This is a genomic window from Ruicaihuangia caeni (assembly GCF_040536845.1).
GTDB classification, from domain to species: domain Bacteria; phylum Actinomycetota; class Actinomycetes; order Actinomycetales; family Microbacteriaceae; genus Ruicaihuangia; species Ruicaihuangia caeni.
Genome location: NZ_CP159582.1, coordinates 908,667 through 927,477 on the forward strand (window position 1 = coordinate 908,667; position 18,811 = coordinate 927,477).

General features: G+C 68.6%; 15 protein-coding genes and 1 riboswitch. Of the genes, 10 read left to right on the top strand and 5 right to left on the bottom strand.

What is annotated here, in order from left to right; all coding sequences use genetic code 11:
• Nucleotides 1–87: 87 nt before the first annotated feature.
• Nucleotides 88–1,737 carry a phosphoenolpyruvate--protein phosphotransferase gene (gene ptsP, locus ABV606_RS04130; RefSeq protein WP_353988469.1) on the bottom strand — a complete coding sequence of 550 codons (1,650 nt, stop codon included), beginning with the start codon at nt 1,735–1,737 and terminating at the stop codon, nt 88–90.
• Nucleotides 1,738–1,855: 118 nt separating this feature from the next.
• On the opposite strand from ptsP, the gene ABV606_RS04135 reads away from it, so the two are divergent.
• Nucleotides 1,856–2,926, top strand: a complete 1,071-nt coding sequence (locus tag ABV606_RS04135) for a YihY/virulence factor BrkB family protein (protein ID WP_353988470.1) — start codon at nt 1,856–1,858, stop codon at nt 2,924–2,926.
• Nucleotides 2,927–2,936: 10 nt separating this feature from the next.
• Nucleotides 2,937–3,896 carry an exodeoxyribonuclease III gene (locus tag ABV606_RS04140; RefSeq protein WP_353988471.1) on the top strand — a complete coding sequence of 320 codons (960 nt, stop codon included), beginning with the start codon at nt 2,937–2,939 and terminating at the stop codon, nt 3,894–3,896.
• A 36-nt stretch (nt 3,897–3,932) separates the two neighbouring features.
• Here ABV606_RS04140 and ABV606_RS04145 read toward each other — a convergent pair whose 3' ends face one another.
• The gene (locus ABV606_RS04145) at nt 3,933–5,561 is read right to left on the bottom strand and encodes a RecQ family ATP-dependent DNA helicase (RefSeq protein ID WP_353988472.1); all 1,629 of its coding nucleotides are present in this window, start codon (nt 5,559–5,561) and stop codon (nt 3,933–3,935) included.
• Nucleotides 5,562–5,853: 292 nt separating this feature from the next.
• Here ABV606_RS04145 and trpS point away from each other — a divergent pair, with 292 nt between their 5' ends.
• The 6 genes from trpS to ABV606_RS04175 all read left to right on the top strand — a co-directional run bounded on the left by trpS (nt 5,854) and on the right by ABV606_RS04175 (nt 12,389).
• On the top strand, nt 5,854–6,864 hold the full coding sequence (gene trpS / locus ABV606_RS04150) for a tryptophan--tRNA ligase (RefSeq protein WP_353988473.1): 1,011 nt from the start codon (nt 5,854–5,856) through the stop codon (nt 6,862–6,864).
• Between the two features lie 201 nt (nt 6,865–7,065).
• Nucleotides 7,066–7,181, top strand: a riboswitch (FMN riboswitch).
• Between the two features lie 64 nt (nt 7,182–7,245).
• Nucleotides 7,246–8,325: a bifunctional diaminohydroxyphosphoribosylaminopyrimidine deaminase/5-amino-6-(5-phosphoribosylamino)uracil reductase RibD gene (ribD, locus tag ABV606_RS04155; protein ID WP_353988474.1), complete on the top strand. Its 1,080-nt coding sequence runs from the start codon at nt 7,246–7,248 to the stop codon at nt 8,323–8,325.
• Between the two features lie 4 nt (nt 8,326–8,329).
• Complete coding sequence (locus ABV606_RS04160; RefSeq protein ID WP_281489118.1) at nt 8,330–8,968, top strand: riboflavin synthase; 639 nt, start codon at nt 8,330–8,332, stop codon at nt 8,966–8,968.
• Nucleotides 8,965–10,236, top strand: coding sequence for a GTP cyclohydrolase II (gene ribA / locus ABV606_RS04165; RefSeq protein WP_281489117.1), 1,272 nt, complete (start codon nt 8,965–8,967; stop codon nt 10,234–10,236). The genes ABV606_RS04160 and ribA overlap by 4 nt, the downstream gene beginning before the upstream one ends.
• An 88-nt stretch (nt 10,237–10,324) precedes the next feature.
• Complete coding sequence (gene ribH, locus ABV606_RS04170; RefSeq protein WP_281489116.1) at nt 10,325–10,801, top strand: 6,7-dimethyl-8-ribityllumazine synthase; 477 nt, start codon at nt 10,325–10,327, stop codon at nt 10,799–10,801.
• A gap of 199 nt (nt 10,802–11,000) precedes the next feature.
• Nucleotides 11,001–12,389: an MFS transporter gene (locus ABV606_RS04175; RefSeq protein ID WP_353988475.1), complete on the top strand. Its 1,389-nt coding sequence runs from the start codon at nt 11,001–11,003 to the stop codon at nt 12,387–12,389.
• A 7-nt stretch (nt 12,390–12,396) separates the two neighbouring features.
• Here the strand turns inward: ABV606_RS04175 and ABV606_RS04180 are convergent, their stop codons facing one another.
• The 3 genes from ABV606_RS04180 to ABV606_RS04190 all read right to left on the bottom strand — a co-directional run bounded on the left by ABV606_RS04180 (nt 12,397) and on the right by ABV606_RS04190 (nt 15,129).
• Nucleotides 12,397–13,215, bottom strand: coding sequence for an ABC transporter permease (locus ABV606_RS04180; RefSeq protein ID WP_353988775.1), 819 nt, complete (start codon nt 13,213–13,215; stop codon nt 12,397–12,399).
• 62 nt (nt 13,216–13,277) lie between these two features.
• Nucleotides 13,278–14,195, bottom strand: coding sequence for an ABC transporter permease (locus ABV606_RS04185; protein ID WP_353988476.1), 918 nt, complete (start codon nt 14,193–14,195; stop codon nt 13,278–13,280).
• Nucleotides 14,196–14,202: 7 nt separating this feature from the next.
• Nucleotides 14,203–15,129 carry an ABC transporter ATP-binding protein gene (locus ABV606_RS04190; RefSeq protein ID WP_353988477.1) on the bottom strand — a complete coding sequence of 309 codons (927 nt, stop codon included), beginning with the start codon at nt 15,127–15,129 and terminating at the stop codon, nt 14,203–14,205.
• Between the two features lie 164 nt (nt 15,130–15,293).
• Here ABV606_RS04190 and ABV606_RS04195 point away from each other — a divergent pair, with 164 nt between their 5' ends.
• Nucleotides 15,294–16,667: an aspartate aminotransferase family protein gene (locus ABV606_RS04195; protein ID WP_353988478.1), complete on the top strand. Its 1,374-nt coding sequence runs from the start codon at nt 15,294–15,296 to the stop codon at nt 16,665–16,667.
• Between the two features lie 46 nt (nt 16,668–16,713).
• On the top strand, nt 16,714–18,648 hold the full coding sequence (locus ABV606_RS04200; RefSeq protein WP_422785388.1) for an ABC transporter ATP-binding protein: 1,935 nt from the start codon (nt 16,714–16,716) through the stop codon (nt 18,646–18,648).
• Nucleotides 18,649–18,811: the final 163 nt, after the last annotated feature.

Sequence of the window (18,811 nt, forward strand, 5' to 3'; positions counted from 1 at the left end):
GCGAGTGCCCTCGCGTCGCACGAGAACCCCGCACGGTTTCGACCGGGCGGGGTTCTCTCGTTTGCGCGGGCTGACGGCTCTCGCGGTTCAGGCAGGAGCGGATGCCGCGGCCCGCGCGTCCGCGGCACTGCGCGCACCGAGGGCGCGCTCGGCCCTGCCGCGGGCCTCGCCGAGCGTCACCGTGGCCAGCTCGGCGCGCACGTCGGCGAGCGCGGCGGGCGTCATCGACAGCGTCGTGACGCCGAGGCCCACGAGCACCACGGCCAGCCGCGGGTCGGCTGCGGCCTCGCCGCAGACGCCGACCGGTGTGCCGGCGGCGTTCCCGGCATCCCCCAGCAGCTTGATCATGCGAAGCACCGCGGGGTGCCACGGGTCTTGGAACGAGGCGACACTGCCCAGCAGCCTGTCTGCGGCGAGGGTGTACTGCGTGAGGTCGTTCGTGCCGATGCTCACGAAGTCGCAGGCGGCGACGACCTGCTCGGCGAGGACGGCGAGGCTCGGCACCTCGGCCATGACGCCCACAGTGCGCAGCCCGAGAGACTTGGCGAGTTCGACGAAGTACTCGGTCTCCTCGACGTCGGAGACCATCGGCGCCATCACCCAGAGTTCAGTACCCGGCGCCTGCTCAGCCGCCTGTTGCAGCGCGGTGAGCTGGTCGCGCAGCACCGTTTCGCGCTGGCGGAGCACGCGGATGCCTCGCAGTCCGAGCGCCGGATTCTCCTCGTGCGCATCGCTGAGGAAGGCGAGCGGCTTGTCAGCGCCCGCGTCGAGCACCCGCACGACAACCTTCTTGCCCTCGAACGCCTGCAGGAGCCGCGAGTACGCTTCACGCTGCCGTTCGACGGATGGAGCCTCCGCCTCGCCCAGAAAGAGGAACTCGGTGCGGAAGAGCCCGACTCCCTCGGCACCCAGGTCGACGGCGTGCTTCGCCTCATCGGGGTTGCCGAGGTTGGCGAGCAAGGGCACCGAAGTGCCGTCGGCGAGTGCACCGGGAGTGAGCGGCGCCGCCGCCCGGGATGCCCGCTCGGCGATGGCGCGCTCGGCCTCGGCGCGCTGCTCATCGCTCGGTGCCACGATCACCGTGCCGGCCGCGGCATCGACGAGCACCATGGTGCTGTCGACCAGTTCGGCCGCTCCTCCGACCCCCACGATGGCCGGAATGGACTTCGCCCGCGCGAGGATCGCCGTGTGGCTCGTCGGTCCACCCTCGCTCGTGACGAGCGCGAGCACCTTCTCGAGATCGAGCATTGCGGTATCAGCCGGCGCGAGGTCGGCGGCGACGAGCACGAACGGAGTATCGCTCTCGGGAACCCCCGGGGCCGGCACTCCGCGGAGCCGAGCTTGGGCGCGCTGGGAGACATCGCCGAGGTCGGCAGCGCGTTCAGCCATGTAGCCGCCCATGGCGGTCAGCGTCGCCCGGAACGTCGCGATGGCGTCGAACACCGCCCGCTCGCCGGTGCTGCCGGCATCGATGCGCGTGCGCACCTCGTCGAGCAGCATCGGATCCTCGGCCATGAGTGCTGTGGCCTCGAGCACCTCTTGTGCTTCCCCGCCTGCGGCTGCTGCCCGAGAGCGCAACTCGGCGGCCACCGCTGCCAGCGCCTCGGTGACCCGGCCGAGCTCCTCGGCGGCGTCGGCGGTGCGCTGGGTGTCGTCGGGATCGGGCAGCGGGTCCGGCATCCGCAGGACCGGCCCGATTGCGATCCCGAGACCGACGCCGACACCGCGAAGCTCCATGGCCGCACCTTCCGTTCCCGCGCACGTCGTTCCGTGCGCTGCAGGGTGCGCCACAGCCTACCCCCGGGCGGGGGTGCATTCGGGTGGCCGAGCGGAGCTCGCTCAGTAGCCTGAGAACATGGGGGACGAGCGGGGACTGCTGCAGAAGGCGAAGAAACGGCTCGAGCTCCTCATGCAGAAGCGGCCGGTGCGGGCCTGGCAGCGGTACTCGACTTCACGCGGACCGCTGCTCGCCGCAGGGCTCACCTTTCGCGGACTCTTCGCGGTGTTCGCCGCGGTGTGGGTGGCCTTCTCGATCATCGGCCTCGTGCTGGTCGGCAATGACGAATTGCTCGACGCGCTGATCGAATCGGTGAACGGCTTCATCCCCGGTCTCATCGACTCGGGCAGTGGAGGTGTGATCGATCCGAACACCCTGCAGGTGGGGGTCACCCTCAGCTGGACCGGAGCGATCGCGCTGGGCGGGCTCGTCTTCACCGCGGTCGGCTGGCTCGGCGCCGCCCGGGGAGCCGTGCGCATCATCTTCGACTACCCACCGGCAGAAGTGAACTTCGCGCTGCTCAAGCTGCGCGATCTGGGGTTCGGGATCGCGCTCGGCGCCCTCGTGCTCGTCTCGGCGGCGCTCTCTGTGGTGAGCATGCAGTTGTTCGGCGGCCTCGCGGAACTCGTGGGCCTCGACCGGGACTCGGCCGTCGTCACGCTCGTTCTGCGCGCGGCCGGTCTAGTGCTCATGGCGGCGATCGACGTGTTCGCCCTGTGCGTGCTCTTCCGCTTCGTCAGCGTGCTCCGGATTCCGTTCAAAGCCCTGATCGGCGGTGCCCTGATCGGCGCGATCGGCCTGGGTGCGCTCAAGCTCGCGGCAGGATTGCTGCTCGCGCGAACCGGGAACAATCCGCTCCTCGCCTCCTTCGCGGTGCTCCTCGGGCTGTTGCTGTGGATCAACCTCGCCTGCCAGGTGGTGCTCATCGCGGCAGCGTGGATCGCCGAGACGCTCGAGGATCGGGGCGTCATCGCCGACCCCGCGGTCGCCCAAGCAGAGCGAGAGCGCCAACGACGGGAGCGGGAGAAGATCGCCCGGCAGGCGCGCCGACTGGTGCCGCGCTGGCTGCGTTGGGCCGTGCGCGAGCCCAAGGCGGCACCGTCCCAGAGGCCGGGGCGGTCGCCCTCGGATGTCGCGGGTGATCCCTAGACTCGAGCGCATGAGCGAGTCCCAGAGCGCCGCCGTCTCCAGCGGAGCAGTGTCCAGCGGAGCAGAGTCGAGCCGAGTCGAGTCGAGCACGGAAACGTCCGACGCACGGTCGTCCAAGGGCACGGCGGGCAAGCCTCTCCGGATCGCCACGGTCAACGTCAACGGCATCCGAGCCGCCTTCCGCAAGGGCATGGGCGAATGGCTGGAAGGCCGGGGCATCGACATCCTGGCGCTTCAGGAGGTGCGCGCCTCCACCGAAGACCTCGAGTCACTGCTCGGCTCCGAGTGGGACATCCTGCACGACCCTGCCACGGCCAAGGGCCGGGCGGGCGTGGCGCTCGCGAGCCGCGGCAAGGCGTCGATCCACCGTGTCGAACTCGGGGCACCGGACTTCGACAGCGCGGGGCGCTGGCTCGAGGCCGACTACGAGGTCAACGACACGGTGATCACCGTGGTGAGCACGTACGTGCACTCAGGCGAAGACGGCACCCCGAAACAGGATGAGAAGTACAAGTTCCTCGACGCGATGACGGCCCGGATGCCGGAGCTCGAGCGTCACTCTCCGTTGTCGGTGGTGCTGGGCGACCTCAACGTCGGGCACACGAAGCTCGACATCAAGAACTGGCGCGGAAATGTCAAGCGCGCCGGCTTCCTGCCGAAGGAGCGCGCGTACTTCGACCGGTTCATGGGCGAGCGCGACGCCCAAGTCGAATGCGCCGACGGTTCGACCGGTACCGGCCTCGGCTGGGTGGATGTCGGCCGCCGCTGGGCTGGCGAGGTCGACGGTCCGTACACCTGGTGGAGCTGGCGCGGCAAGGCGTTCGACAACGACACGGGCTGGCGCATCGACTACCAATTGGCGACTCCGGCGCTCGCCGAGAGGGTCGTCGACTACGCGGTCGACCGCGCGGCCGCATACGACCAGCGGTGGTCCGACCACACCCCGGTCGTGGTCGACTACGCGGTGTAGCGATCTCCAGAAGCCGGGCGGCGTCAGGACCGACAGTCACTCGACCACGGTGAGCAGGTCGCCCTCCTCGATCGCTGCGAGCGAGAGCACTCTGTAGCCCTCGGTCTCGAAGAAGACGGTGATGCGGTCGTCCTCGACACTCATCACCGTTCCGCTCCCCCATTGGGTGTGGCGCACGTTCGTCGCGGGTGAGAATCGCGCGGCTCGGTCGGCCTCACCGGAGGCACGGTCGGCAGCATCCGCCGCGGCTTCCGCTGCGACTCCTGATTCGCAGTTGTCGCACTTGCCGCAGAGCTCCGGGCTCTCCTCACCGAAGTATGCGAGCAGCGCATGTCGTCGGCACGCCCGCGTCTCGGCGTAGCTCCGCATCATCGCGATGCGCGACTGCTCGATCCGTTCACCCGCCTCAGCGACCTCGACCGCGCGCTCGGCTGCGTCGTCACGGTCGACGCCTGCGCGAGCCCGGATCCCGGCTCTGCTCGATGTGACCACGCCCGCCTGATCGAGCAGGTTGACCAACCGCCCCACTGTGCGAGGCGAAGTGTCGGTCGAGGCCGCGATCTCCCGTATCCGCATCGGCTGCTGGGCGCGCTCGAGGGCCTCGAACACATCGCGGAGCGCCTCGGCAGCGGGGACGCCCGAAGCGAAGAACGTGCGCAGCCCGAGGTCTTCGCTCCGGTAGTGGAGCGTGATCGTGGCGGGCTCGCCGTCCCGGCCGGCTCGCCCGATCTCCTGGTAGTAGCTCTCGAGCGAATCGGGAACAGCGGCGTGCACGACGAAGCGAACATTGGGCTTGTCGATCCCCATGCCGAACGCGTTGGTCGCGACGACCACATCCAAGTCGTCCTCTTGAAAGGCGTGATGAACCTCCCTGCGGCGGCCCGCGCTCAAGCCCGCGTGATACGCGGCGGCTCGAAGCCCGCCTTCTGCGAGCACCTCCGCGTACCGCTCGGTGTCCCTCCGCGTTGCCACGTACAGCAGCCCCGGCGTCGGCAGCTGAGCGACCTGCTCGGCGACCGCTGCCCGCTTCTCGGCATCTGTCTGGGCCCTCACCACGTCCAATCGAAGGTTCGGCCGATCGAACCCGTGGGTGAGGATGCGCGGATCCCGCATACGGAGGCGTTCGACGATCTCATCACGCACCGGTGGGGAGCCGGTGGCCGTCAGCGCGAGCAGCGTGGGGCGGCCGAGCGCGTTCGCGGCCTCGCCGATGCGCAGGTAGTCGGGCCTGAAATCGTGACCCCACGAGGAGATGCAATGCGCCTCGTCCACGACGAGCAGTCGCACCCCTGCCCGGGCAAGCCGTTGCACCATCGCTTCGTTGGCGAACTGCTCGGGAGCGACGAAGAGATACCGAGCCGCGCCTCGTTCCACGGCATCCAGCGCCTCCTCGTTCTGGTGCTCGCTCTGGTTGGAGTTGACCGCCACGGCCTGCGGGGCGCGAGGATGCGAAGCCAGAGCGTCGAGTTGGTCCTTCTGAAGAGCGATGAGCGGCGACACCACGACGGTCGGCCCCGGGATCAGTGCACCAGCGACATTGAACACTGCCGACTTGCCGTAGCCCGTTGGCATCACGAGGAGGGTGTCTTGGCCCTGCAGCACGCTCTCGATCGCCTTCGTCTGCCCAGGCCGCAAGGAGGACCAGCCGAAGACCTCGCGCGCCACCGATGCAGCATCAGACGCGGCCGAGTCGCTGACCCCAGAGCCACTTCCCATCGCACTCCCTCTCGCCGGTCCTGCGACCAAGAGTGACCGGCCGGCGCGCCTGCTCCCAGTGATTGCCACCATCTCCTCAGCGCGTTTGCCCAGCGCGTTTCCTCAGTGCATCTCCTCAGCGCACTTCCTCAGCGCGTTTCCTCAGCACATTTCCCCAGCGCCCACGACCGAGAGGCCGAGGCTCGGACGGCTCTCGAAGCGCGTGACCGGAGGCATCCGGAACTGCTGAGAGAATCGAGGGATGACGAAAGCGCGCCTCTTCTCGGGAATGCAGCCCTCCGCCGACAGCCTGCACGCAGGCAACTACATCGGTGCGCTGCTGCAGTGGCGTGAGATGCAGCGCGACTACGACGCCGTGTTCTGCGTGGTCGACATGCACGCGATCACCGTGCCGCAGGACCCGGCCAGCCTCCGCGAGCAGACCCGACGGACGGCCGCCCAGTACATCGCGGCCGGTATTGACCCCGAGTCGTCGACGCTCTACGTGCAATCCCACGTGCCCGCGCATGCGCAACTCGCCTGGGTGCTCAACACCATCACCGGCTTCGGCGAGGCCAGCCGGATGACGCAGTTCAAAGACAAGTCTCTCCGGTACGGCGCCGACGCGACGACCCTGGGCCTGTTCGCCTACCCGACGCTCATGGCGGCCGACATCCTGCTCTACAACGCCGATGCCGTGCCGGTCGGGGAAGACCAGAAGCAGCACGTCGAGCTCACGCGCGATCTCGCGAACCGCTTCAACACCCGGTTCGGTGAGACGTTCGTGGTTCCTGAGCCGGTGATCCTCTCTGACACCGCCCGCATCTACGACCTGCAGAACCCGACCTCGAAGATGTCGAAGTCGGCGGAGTCCGATAACGGTGTGCTCTGGTTGCTGGATGACCCGAAGCGCACCGCGAAGAAGATCAAGTCTGCTGCGACCGACTCGGAGCGCGAGATCCGCTTCGACCGCGGCGAGAAGCCGGGGGTGTCGAACCTGCTGACGATCCTCTCGGCGTTCACGGGTGAGGCCGTGACCGCCCTCGAGCAGCGGTTCGCGGGGCGTGGCTATGGCGACCTCAAGGGCGAAGTGGCGGATGCCGTCGTCGCCGAGTTCGCGCCCATCCGCGAGCGCGCGCTCGAACTGCTCGCCGACCCTGCAGAGCTCGATCGGCTGCTCGCAGGCAACGCCGAGCGCGCGACTGCCATGGCGGAGCAGACCCTCGCCGAGGTGTACGAGCGCGTCGGCTTCCTGCCTCGCGTCCGCGGCTGAGCTCCGCCGGAATCGGTGCGCGGCGGCGCGCGTCCCTGGTCGAGCGCGCCTCGACGCGAGTCGCCGTCGGTGGCCGCCGGCTGCCGCCCAGGTGCAGCGCTGCCCGGCCGGTGTTCGCCGCGAAACGGTCAACACGAAACGTTCCAGCACGAAGCGGGAATATTCGACGAAGAAGCGCGTTGGCTATGCTGAGCGAAGCAAATGTGCTCCGGGGTCGGTGAGAGTCCGAACCGGCGGTGATAGTCCGCGAGCCCTTCGGGGTTGATCTGGTGGAACTCCAGAACCGACGGTGAAAGTCCGGATGGGAGGAAGCACAGCGTGCCGCACTGCGCGCACGCCGCAACCGCGCAGCAGACCCCGGATCGAGCGAAAGAGACCGGGATGATCAGCAGCAGGGCCCTCGATGAGGCCATGCGCCACGCACTGAGCCTTGCCGCGCACGGTCCGACGACCGGCGGCAATCCGCAGGTGGGCTGCGTGCTGCTCGATGAGAGCGGCGTCATGGTCGCGGAGGGCTGGCACCGCGGCGCTGGCACCCCGCATGCCGAGACGGATGCGCTCTCCCGTGTTGCCGATGCCGCGGGCCTCACCGCGGTCGTCACCCTCGAGCCCTGCAACCACACAGGGCGCACCGGTCCATGCGCCCAAGCGCTCATCGACGCCGGTGTTCGCCGGGTCGTCTTCGCGCTCAGCGACCCTGGACAGGACTCCGCCGGCGGAGCCGACCGCCTGCGCGCGGCCGGCGTCGAGGTCATCGCCGGCGTGCTCGAGGCGGAAGCCTCCGAGTTCCTCACTCCGTGGCTCGTCGCCGCAGCCCGCCGCCGCCCCTGGGTGACCGCGAAGTGGGCGTCGACCCTCGATGGCCGCATCGCCGCCGCCGATGGCACCAGTCGCTGGATCACGGGCACCGCCGCCCGGCAGCACGTGCACGAGCAGCGCGCCGGCAACGACGCCATCATGGTGGGAACCGGCACGGTGCTCGCCGACGATCCCGCCCTGACGGCTCGCGGCGATGCCGGTGAGCTGCTCGAACGGCAGCCGCTGCCGGTGGTGCTCGGCGAGCGCGAGGTGCCAGCAGACGCACGACTCCGGCAGCATCCGCTCGGCTTCATCCAGTTCGCCACGCGCGATCTCGCTTCGGCGCTCGATGACCTGTGGCTGCGCGACGTCGGCCGGGTCTACGTCGAAGGGGGCCCGACGCTGATCAGCGCCGCGATCTCGGCCGGTCTCGTCGACGAGTTCCACATCTACCTCTCGCCGATGCTGCTGGGCGGCCCTCGCCACGCGGTCGGCGATCTGGGCATCACCACCATGACCGACGCACTGCGCCTGCATCCCCGCGACTTCAGGCGTCTCGGCGACGACATCGTGGTCATGGCGCGCACAGTCCCCGGCCCGACCGGCCCCTCCTACCACCGCGGCGACGACGTCGCCCACGGCATCGCACCCGAAAGGCACTGACCGAATGTTCACCGGCATCATCGAAGAGATCGGCCAGATCACCGAGTGGCGGCATGTCGCCGATGCGGCGCGCGTGACCGTGCGCGGGCCGATCGCCGTCAGCGATGCGAAGCACGGCGACTCGATCGCTGTCAGCGGCGTCTGCCTCACCGTGGTCGACCGCGGCGACGACTGGTTCACAGCCGACGTCATGGCGCAGACGCTCGCGATGAGCACCCTCGCGGATGCTGCCGCCGGGCGCCGCGTGAACCTCGAACGCGCCGCGCAGGTCGGCGACCGCCTCGGAGGGCACATCGTGCAGGGGCACATCGACGGCACGGCAGAGCTCATCGAAGTGCGACCTGGCGAGCAGTGGCGCGTGCTGCGCTTCAGCCTCTCCCCTGACACGGCGCCTCTCGTCACCGACAAGGGGTCGATCGCCGTGGACGGCGTCTCGCTCACGGTGAGCGCCGTGGGCCGCGACTGGTTCGAGGTGTCGCTCATCCCGGAGACGCTCAGCGCGACGACGCTCGGCGACCGTGTGGTCGGCGATCGCGTGAACATCGAGACCGACATCCTCGCCCGGCATGTGCGCCGACTGCAGGAGTTCGCCGCGCCGGCCGCTGAGACCGCGGCATCCGGCGCAGAAAGGAAGGCATCATGAGCCTCGCCGACATTCCCGAGGCGCTCGACGCCCTGCGGGCCGGCCGTCCGATCATCGTGGCCGACGACGAGAGCCGCGAGAACGAGGGCGATGTCATCATCGCGGCAGAGCTCGCCACCCAGGAATGGATGGCGTGGATGGTGCGACACACCTCCGGCTTCATCTGCGCGCCCATGACCAACTCGATCGCCGATCGGCTCGGGCTGCCGCCGATGGTGGCCGACAACACGGATCCGCGCGGCACCGCGTACACCGTCTCGGTCGACGCTGCCGATCGCATCTCGACCGGCATCAGCGCGGCCGACCGCGCCCACACGTTGCGAGTGCTCAGCGATCCCGACAGCGTTCCGGCAGACCTCACCCGGCCGGGGCACATCCTCCCCCTGCGTGCCGTCGAAGGCGGCGTGCGAGCCCGCGAGGGCCACACCGAAGCAACGGTCGACCTGCTGACGCTCGCCGGGATGACGCCGGTCGGCGCCATCGGCGAGATCGTGGCCGAAGACGGCGAGATGATGCGGCTGCCCGCCCTCATCGAGCTGGGCGAGCGCGAGAACGTTCCGGTCGTGACGATCTCGCAGTTGATCGACTACCTCGACGCCGGTTCGGAGCCCATCGTTGGCGCGCCCGAGAGCACGCCCGGTCCCGAGTCGCGACGCGTGCTCTTCGAGGTCGAGACCACCGTGCCGACCCTGCACGGCGACTTCCGGATGCGCGCCTACCGTGACCGCCGAACCGGTGCCGACCACGTCGCGCTCATCGCCGGCGAGCTCCGCGACGACGTGCTGGTGCGTGTGCACTCGGAGTGCCTGACCGGCGAGGCGTTCGGCTCGCTCAAGTGCGAGTGCGGGCCGCAGCTCGACGCCGCGATGGAGACGGTCAAGCGAGAAGGCGGCGTGGTGATCTACCTGCGCGGTCACGAGGGCCGTGGCATCGGCCTCATCAACAAGCTGCGCGCCTACCGTCTGCAGGAGGGCGGCCTCGACACGCTCGACGCGAACCTGGCTCTCGGGCTCCCGGCCGACGCCCGCGACTACGGCGCCGCGGCTGCGATCCTTCGCGACCTGGGCCTGCACTCTGTGCGGCTGATCACGAACAACCCGGAGAAGGTGCGCCAGCTCTCGGCTCGAGGCATCAACGTGAGTGAGCCGGTGCCGCTGGTGGTGGGCGTGGTCGACGCGAACCAGGGCTACCTCGCCACGAAGCGCGACCGCATGGGTCACACGCTCCCGGGCGACGCGCAGTTGAGCAGCCCCGTCTCGCCCATGTGACCGCAGCCCGCGACCGCGCGGGCGCGTAGGAGTACTGCAGTTCACTGCCGGCATCCGTGCCGGCCGTTCGACCAGAAAGGAGCCGCTCATGAGCGGAGAAGGAGCCCCCACCATTGAGACGGATGCCGCGGGCCTGCGCGTCGTGATCGTGGCCGGACAGTGGCACACCCGCATCAGCGACGGTCTGCTCGAGGGAGCGCGCCGCACATTGCGTGCAGCTGGAGCCCAGTTCACTGAGGTGCGCGTGCCTGGCGCCTTCGAACTGCCCGTCGTCGCACGGGCAGCCCTCGAATCGGGCGCGGATGCGGTGGTCGCACTCGGTGTGATCATCCGCGGCGGCACCCCGCACTTCGAGTACGTGTCGTCGGCGGCGACCGATGGGCTCACTCGCGTCGCGCTCGACACCGGCAAACCGGTCGGATTCGGCGTGCTCACTCTCGATGATGAGCAGCAGGGGCTCGACCGGGCGGGATTGCCCGGTTCGAAGGAGGACAAGGGCGCCGAGGCGGCGAGCGCTGCCATCGCGACTGCGGCGACGTTGCGGGAGTTGCGCGCGAACCGCTGACGCCTTCGGCTCCACGACAAGGCTTGGGTCGGCGGCAGGGGTCCTATTCCCTTGCCGCCGACTCGAACGCTGGCCGGCAGCGCGGAGCCTGACACTCAAGCTCGCTGACGACGAACGTCGATGGCACGCGGCACGAGATGCGCGCAGCATTGGCAGTGACCGGCGGCCTGGAGCAGGCGCCGAATCGGAGGGCCAGACGATGTCGAATTCCGCTGCCAACCCGCTGAACCCGGCAGGGCCGCCCGAGCGCGCGCTCGCCGGGCCGGCGAACCCTGTGTCGCGGGTGGTGCTGGCAAGCCTGATCGGCACGACGATCGAGTTCTACGACTTCTACGTCTACGCGACCGCGGCCGTGCTGGTCTTCCCCTACTTGTTCTTTCCGACCGGCGATGCCACGACGGCGCTGCTGGCTTCCTTCGCGGTGTTCGGTGCCGCCATGATCGCAAGACCCCTCGGTGCTGTCTTCTTCGGGCACCTCGGCGACAAGCGCGGGCGCAAGACCACGCTCGTGGCCGCGTTGCTCACGATGGGCATCGCGACGTTCATCATCGGCCTGCTGCCGACGTACGCCCTCGTCGGGTGGTTCGCACCCCTGCTGCTGGTCGTCATGCGTCTCGCGCAGGGGTTCGCGATCGGCGGCGAGTGGAGCGGTGCCGCGCTGGTCGCCACTGAGAACGCACCGCCCGGGAAGCGAGCCTGGTACGGCACCTTCCCGCAACTGGGGGCACCGCTCGGGTTCATCATCGCCAACGGCATCTTCCTCATCATCGCGGCGCTACTTCCGTCGGATGACCCCTCCGTGCCGTCGGACGCCTTCCTCGCCTGGGGCTGGCGCATCCCCTTCCTGTTCTCGGTGGTCATGGTGGCCGTCGGCCTCTGGGTGCGGCTGCGACTCGTCGAGAGCAGTGCGTTCGAGCGCGCCGTCAAGACCGGTCGCGTCGAACGCCTGCCCCTGGCCGCGGTGTTCAGGAGCCACTGGCGCGAACTCATTCTCGGCACCTTCTACATGCTCGCCACGTACGTGCTCTTCTACCTGATGACCACGTTCTCACTGAGCTACGGTCGCGCACCGGTTTCGCCGGCCGACCCAACTGTGCAGCCGGGGCTCGGCTACAGCTACAACACCTTCGTGCTCATGATGATCGTCGGCGTCGTGTTCTTCGCGATCTTCACGCTGATCTCCGGCCCCTTGGCCGACCGGCTCGGGCGGCGGCGCATGCTCATCTGGGTCACGCTCGCGATCATCGTGTTCGGCCTCGTGTGGGTGCCGCTGCTGAGCGCCGACGGTGTCGGCGTCATGGCGTGGCTCATCATCGGGTTCACCCTGATGGGGCTCACCTTCGGGCCTATGGGCGCACTACTGCCGGAGCTCTTCCCCACGAACGTGCGGTACACGGGCTCAGGCATCTCGTACAACGTGTCGTCGATCCTCGGTGCGGCGGTCGCGCCGTTCATCGCGGTGTGGTTGTGGGCGGTCGGCGACGGGAGTCCCTTCTGGGTCGGCATCTACCTCGTCGCGATGTCGGTGCTCACACTCGTCGCGCTGCTCATCGGCCGCGAGACGAAGGACGTCGACATCGAGCGCTGAGCGATCTTCAGCGCAGGAACAGCGCGCGTAAGCGCCGCGTGGTGAACGTGAGCCCGACGAGCACCATGACGACGTAGTACAGCACGTGCCACCACAGGTGCGGACCGACCGCGCCAGTGGTGAGGCCGCGCACCAGCTCCACCCCGTGCCACAGGGGCATCGCCTGGATGAGCCACTGGATCGCGACCGGGTACACCGAGAGGGGGTAGAACGTGGCCGAGAACAAGAACATCGGCAGCATGATGAAGTTGATCCAGTCCATCTGCTGGAACGTCTTCATGTAGCTCGTGATCGCCATGCCGAAGCTCGCGAAGGCGAACGCGATGAGCACGACCGCGGGCAGCGCGAGCAACGCCCAGAGCGAGAGGTTCAGCCCGAACGCCTGCATGACGAGCATGAACCCGCCTGCATAGAGCAGCCCGCGGGCGAGCGCGAGCATGATCTCGCCGAGCGCGACATCGAGCGGCCCGAGCGACGTCGCGAGCATGCCCTGGTAGAGCTTGCCGTAATTCATCTTGAAGAAGACGTTCCACGTCGAGTCGTACACGGCGCCATTCATCGCGGCGACGGCCAGCAGCGCGGGCGCGATGAACGCCGCGTAGGGCACCTCGGCACCGGTCGACGTCGTCACGGTGCCGACGAGCGACCCGAGGCCGATTCCCATCGCGAGCAGGTAGAGGATCGGTTCGAAGAGGCCGGAGAGCACGATGAGCCAGTTGGTCTTCGCGACCACCAGCCAGCCTCGGTGCATCACGGCGCGAGCGTTCCCCGCGTAGAGCGACGGCAGCAGGATGCCGCGCTGCACGCGCGGGCGCACCGCATCCATGTCGATGCTCTCGCCCATCGCGCCGTGCTCGGCACGGCTTGGCGCCGGCCACGATCGCTCGGTCATCGCGTCAACCTTCTGGTCGTGATGCGCCGTGCCAGGGCAACCCCGGCCGCCAGGAGCACGAGCAGATACGCCACATGGGCAACCGTGAGCCACAGGGATTCCTGGTAGCCGTACGATGCGACGCGCGCCAGCTCGGTGCCGTGCCACAGCGGCGAGATCCACCCCAGCCAGTGCAGGCCCACCGGCAGCGTCTCGAGGGGGAAGAAGGTGCCCGAGAAGAGCGTCATGGGCAGCACGACGAAGCGCATGACGTAGTTCATCTGTCCCTTGTCCTGCTCGATGGTCGCCGAGTAGGCCATGACCAGCACACCGAACGAGAGCCCCGTGAGCGTCGCGATGACGATCGCCAGGAATCCCAAGCCGGAGGGCACCGCTCCGAACAGCAGCATGAAGAGGTAGTAGAGCGTCGACTGGGCGAGCAGGCGCCCCGAGACGGCGATCACGATCCCGTCGGCGATCTGCCTGGGCTGCAGCGGAGCGGCGTGCATCCCGATGAAGAACGGGTTCCACTTGAACCCGGCGATCACGGGATAGGTGAGCTCATCGACCGCAGTGGTCACCGCCGAGCTGCACAACAGAGCGGGCGCGACGAATACCAGGTACCCGACCGCGCCGACCGCGCCGGCATCCGCGGATCCGGCGCCGATGTTCTGGTCGACGAGCGTCGCGAGTCCCACGCCCAGCGCATAGAGATACAACAACGGCGTGCCGATGCCCGTCATGAGCATCGTCTGCAGGTACGCGCGCATGGTGCGGAACCAGTGCTCGGCGACGTACCAGGAGCCGTACCTACGAGGGAGCGCCCCTGGGCTCAGCGCGGCCTGGCTGGGCGACGATTGTCCACTGGCCGGGACGTTGCGGCCGTCGGCTCGGGCGCCGGATGCTGAAGTGCTCGTCGCGTCGTCTGAACTCATCGGGGCGTCAATCGATCAGGCTCCGGCCGGTCAGGCGCAGGAACACGTCTTCGAGGCTCGAGCGCCGCACCAGCGAGGTCATCGGTTCGAAGCCCAGCTCAGTCACGCGAGCGAGCGCGGCCTCGCCGCTGTGGGCGTACACGAGCACCCGGTCGGGCAGCACCTCGATGCGATCACCGACCCCCTGGAGGCCCTCGGCCGCCTCGGCGTTGCGCGCCGAGCCGAAGCGCACCTCGAGCACCTCGCGCGATGAGTGCTCGCGGATGAGCGAGGCAGGGGTTCCCTCAGCCATGATGCGACCCTTGTCGACCACGATGAGGCGATCGCAGAGCTGCTCGGCCTCGTCCATGTAATGAGTGGTGAGCACGAGCGTGGTGCCCTGCTCCTTCAGTCGGAAGAGACGGTCCCAGAGCACGTGGCGCGCCTGCGGGTCGAGGCCGGTGGTCGGCTCGTCGAGCAGCATGATGCGCGGGTTGTTGACGAGAGCGCGCGCGATCGTGAGCCTTCGCTTCATACCGCCCGAGAGGTCGTCGACTCGCGACTTCGCCTTGTCTTCGAGCTGGGCGAAGGCCAGCAACTCGTCGGCCTTGGGGCGCAAGTATGAATACGGAAGTCCGAAATATCGGCCGTAGACGATGAGGTTGTCGCGCACTCGGAGCTCGGCGTCGAGATTGTCGGCCTGGGGCACGACGCCCAGTTGTGAACGGATCTCTGGGCCATGAGTGTTCGGATCAAGGCCCAGGATGCCGAGTTCGCCGCCCGTGCGGGTCGAGACGGCACCCACCATGCGCATGGTCGTCGACTTGCCTGCGCCGTTCGGTCCGAGCAGGCCGAACGACTCGCCAGGCGCCACCTCGAAGCTGAGCCCGTCGACCGCTGCGAAGTCCTTGTACTTCTTCACGAGGTCGACGGCGGTGATGACAGGCGCTGGCACGAGTGCCAAGCGTAGTGCGCGGGCCGCTGATTGCCGACAGTCCGCTCGCTTGCTACGGTGATCAGCGTCTACGGACTGCTCCCGGCGCCAGGCCGACCGGTGAGTGCTTCTGAACTGTGGGACACCGATGCCAGGCCGGTCGGTGACATTCCTACGGAGGAAGTATGAGCACCCCTATCGACCGTGACCGCATCGCCGAGCTGACTGCTCGTGAGTCCGCACGCCTGAACGAGCGAACCACCGCGTCGCGAGACATGTTCGAGCGCGCCGGCCGGCACCTTTCGGGCGGCGTCGCATCGTCGTACCAGTTGCGCGACCCGTGGCCGATCTACATCGCGCGGGGTTCCGGGCCGAAGGTCTGGGACGTCGACGGCAACGAGATGTGGGACTTCCACAACGGCTTCGGCTCCATGGTGCAAGGCCATGCGCACCCCGCGATCGGGGCGGCAATTGCAGCGCGCTACCCGCAGGGCACCCATTTCGGATGCCCCACGGAAGACGACGTCGTCGTCGCCGACGAACTGGCCCGCCGCTTCGGGCTGCCCAAGTGGCGCTACACGAACTCCGGCTCCGAGGCGACCATGGACGCCATTCGCATCGCACGCGCCTTCACCGGCCGCGACACGGTCATGAAGATCTTCGGCTCGTACCACGGCCACCACGACACGGTCATGGTCTCGATCGGCGTCGAGTACGACAAGATCGGTGACCGCGAGAACCTCGCGTCGCTGCCGTACGGCGCCGGCATCCCGCAATCCGTCGTCGACATGACCGTCGCCGTGCCGTTCAACGACGCGGGCGCCATGGAACGCCGCATCGAGCGCTTGACCGCCGAGGGCCGGAAGCCCGCGTGCGTGATCATGGAAGCCGCGATGATGAATCTCGGCGTCGTGCTGCCGGAGCCCGGCTACCTCGAGGCCGTGCGAGACATCACGCGCCGTCACGGCATCGTGCTCATCTTCGACGAGGTCAAGACGGGGCTCACGGTGGCGCCCGGCGGTGCAACCGACAAGTTCGGGGTGACGCCTGACATGGTCACCCTCGCCAAAGCGCTGGGCGGTGGCCTGCCCTCCGGGGCGATCGGCGGCAGCGAAGAGGTCATGGCGGTCGTCGAAGACGGTTCGGTCTATCAAGTCGGCACGTTCAACGGCAATCCACTGTCGATGGCTGCGGCACGAGCCTCGCTCGAACAGGTGCTCACGCCTGACGCGTACGCGCACCTCGACCACCTCAACGACCGCATCGTGACGGGATGCCAGGGCGTCGTAGACAAGTACGACCTGCCCGGATACGCCGTTGGAATCGGGTCGAAGGGGTGCGTCACGTTCTCGACCAGCAAGGTGGTCGACTACGAGACCTTCAAGGAGAACCAGGATGCGGCGCTCGCCGACCTCGCGTGGCTCTTCAATCTCAACCGCGGCATCTTCATGACCCCCGGACGCGAAGAGGAGTGGACGCTGTCGGTGACCCACACCGACGAGGCGATCGACGCGTACATCGCCGTGTTCGACGAGCTCGCTCGCGAACTCCGAGCCTGACCGCAGAGGAGGCCTCTCGGCACGCGCCAAGCGACGCGACATTAGGCTGAGCGCCGTGTCAGCCCCAGCATCCCGGCGTCGCCCGTTCTCGAGACCGTCGAGTTCGGATGCCGACGGCCCCCGCGCCCGGTTCAGCCAGCTCATGCCCTATCTGCTCGAGCACAAGGGCGTACTGGCGTGGGTGATCGTGCTGAGCGTGTTCGGCGCCGCGGCATCGCTCGCACAGCCGGTGCTCGTGAGCCAGGTGATCGCGCTCGTCGAGTCGGGGCAGACGCTCGGTTCGCTCGTCTGGGTGCTCGTCGCGCTGGTCGTGGCGTCGGCGCTGCTGAGCGGCTACCAGCACTACCTCCTGCAACGCACCGGAACTTCGGTCGTGCTCTCGGCCAGGCAGCGGCTCGTCAGACGGATGCTGCGACTGCCGATCACCGAGTTCGACACGCGCCGCACCGGCGACCTCGTCTCGCGTGTCGGAAGCGACACCACGCTGCTCTACGCCGTGCTGACGCAGGGACTCATCGATGCGATCGGCGGCGCGCTCGTCTTCGTGGGAGCGATCATCGCAATGCTCATCATCGATCCGCTGCTGCTCGGGCTCACCGCCCTGGTGATCGCGGCCTCGATCGTGACGGTGGGCCTGCTCGCCGGCCGCATCCGGAGGGCGAGCCAGGAGCAGCAGGCGAAGGTCGGAGACCTCGCGGCTGCCGTCGAACGGGCGATCGGAGCGATCCGCACGGTGCGAGCGTCGGGGGCCACCGAGCGCGAGGCGACCGCGATCGTTGACGAGGCGAAGGGCGCGTGGCGGGCCGGCATCCGGGTCGCGCGCGTATCGGCGCTCGTCGTTCCCGTGGCCGGCATCGCCATGCAGGTCTCGTTCATCACGGTGCTCGGCGTCGGCGGTTTCCGCGTTGCGAACGGCTCGATCACGATCGCCGCGCTCGTCGCGTTCATCATGTTCCTGTTCATGATGATCATGCCGCTCGGCAGCGCATTCGGAGCGGTGACCTCGGTGAACCAGGCGCTCGGCGCGCTCGGCCGCATCGAGGAGATCATCGGTCTCCCGGGCGAGACCGAGCTCGATGCCGAGGTGCGGCCCGCCCCGCCGCTCGACACGCGCGATGCGATCACCTTCGAAGACGTCTCCTTCCGCTACCCCGAGGCGGCGCACAAGACCGAGGCCGAGAAGCTGCTCGCCGAGGCAGGTCAGCTCGGGCCGGCGGAGGGCGATCCAAGCGGCCTCGACGCGCGTGACGCGGGTGGTGAGCCCGACATCGCCCGATCGGATGCTGCCGCCTCCGGTGACCGCACTGTGCTGCGCGGCGTGAGCTTCAGCGTGCCGCGCGGCCAGCGCGTCGCCCTGGTCGGCCCATCGGGGGCCGGCAAGTCGACGATCCTATCCCTCATCGAGCGGTTCTACGACCCCACCGCCGGCGTGGTGCGCATGGGCGGGGTCGACATCCGCGCGATGGACCGTGCCGCGCTGAGGTCGCAGATCGGATACGTCGAGCAGGACGCGCCGGTGCTGGCCGGCAGCATCCGCGACAACCTGCTGTTGGGTGCACCCGACGCGACCGACGAGCAGTGCATCGATGTGCTGCGCGCCGTGAACCTGCTCGGCGTCATCGAGCGGACGACTGAAGGCCTCGACGCACAGGTCGGCGAAGACGGCGTCATGCTCTCGGGCGGTGAGCGTCAGCGCCTCGCGATCGCCCGCACGCTCCTCGCGGCGCCGCCGATCCTGCTGCTCGACGAGTCGACCTCGTCGCTCGACGGGCTCAACGAGCAGCTGCTGCGCGAAGCGATCGACGCCGTCGCCGAGAACCGCACGCTGATCGTGATCGCCCACCGGCTGTCGACCGTCGTCGACAGCGACCGCATCATCGTGCTCGAACGAGGCCGCGTGGTGGGCACCGGAACTCACTCAGAGCTGGTGGCGTCTACCCCGCTCTACCGCGAGCTGGCGAAGCGGCAACTGCTCGTCTGAGTCCCGCCCGCCGGTCGCGCTTCCTGTCCTGACGCGACCCCGCGCGCTCCTCCGCCCGGCGTCGCCTCCCGCCCCGCGTCGCCCCTCGCCCCGCGCACCCGTCCCCCGCGTCGCCTCTCGCCCTGCGTCACCCCTCCCCCCTTCCGCCGAGATGCCAGAATCT

Coding starts and splice junctions, on each gene's coding strand:
- ptsP (WP_353988469.1), bottom strand. CDS start 1,737: ATGGAGCTTCGCGGTGTCGGCGTCGGTCTCGGGATCGCAATCGGGCCG.
- ribH (WP_281489116.1), top strand. CDS start 10,325: ATGAGCGGAGAAGGAGCCCCCACCATTGAGACGGATGCCGCGGGCCTG.
- ABV606_RS04180 (WP_353988775.1), bottom strand. CDS start 13,215: ATGGATGCGGTGCGCCCGCGCGTGCAGCGCGGCATCCTGCTGCCGTCG.
- trpS (WP_353988473.1), top strand. CDS start 5,854: ATGACGAAAGCGCGCCTCTTCTCGGGAATGCAGCCCTCCGCCGACAGC.
- ABV606_RS04195 (WP_353988478.1), top strand. CDS start 15,294: ATGAGCACCCCTATCGACCGTGACCGCATCGCCGAGCTGACTGCTCGT.
- ABV606_RS04140 (WP_353988471.1), top strand. CDS start 2,937: ATGAGCGAGTCCCAGAGCGCCGCCGTCTCCAGCGGAGCAGTGTCCAGC.
- ABV606_RS04135 (WP_353988470.1), top strand. CDS start 1,856: ATGGGGGACGAGCGGGGACTGCTGCAGAAGGCGAAGAAACGGCTCGAG.
- ribA (WP_281489117.1), top strand. CDS start 8,965: ATGAGCCTCGCCGACATTCCCGAGGCGCTCGACGCCCTGCGGGCCGGC.
- ribD (WP_353988474.1), top strand. CDS start 7,246: ATGATCAGCAGCAGGGCCCTCGATGAGGCCATGCGCCACGCACTGAGC.
- ABV606_RS04185 (WP_353988476.1), bottom strand. CDS start 14,195: ATGAGTTCAGACGACGCGACGAGCACTTCAGCATCCGGCGCCCGAGCC.
- ABV606_RS04160 (WP_281489118.1), top strand. CDS start 8,330: ATGTTCACCGGCATCATCGAAGAGATCGGCCAGATCACCGAGTGGCGG.
- ABV606_RS04175 (WP_353988475.1), top strand. CDS start 11,001: ATGTCGAATTCCGCTGCCAACCCGCTGAACCCGGCAGGGCCGCCCGAG.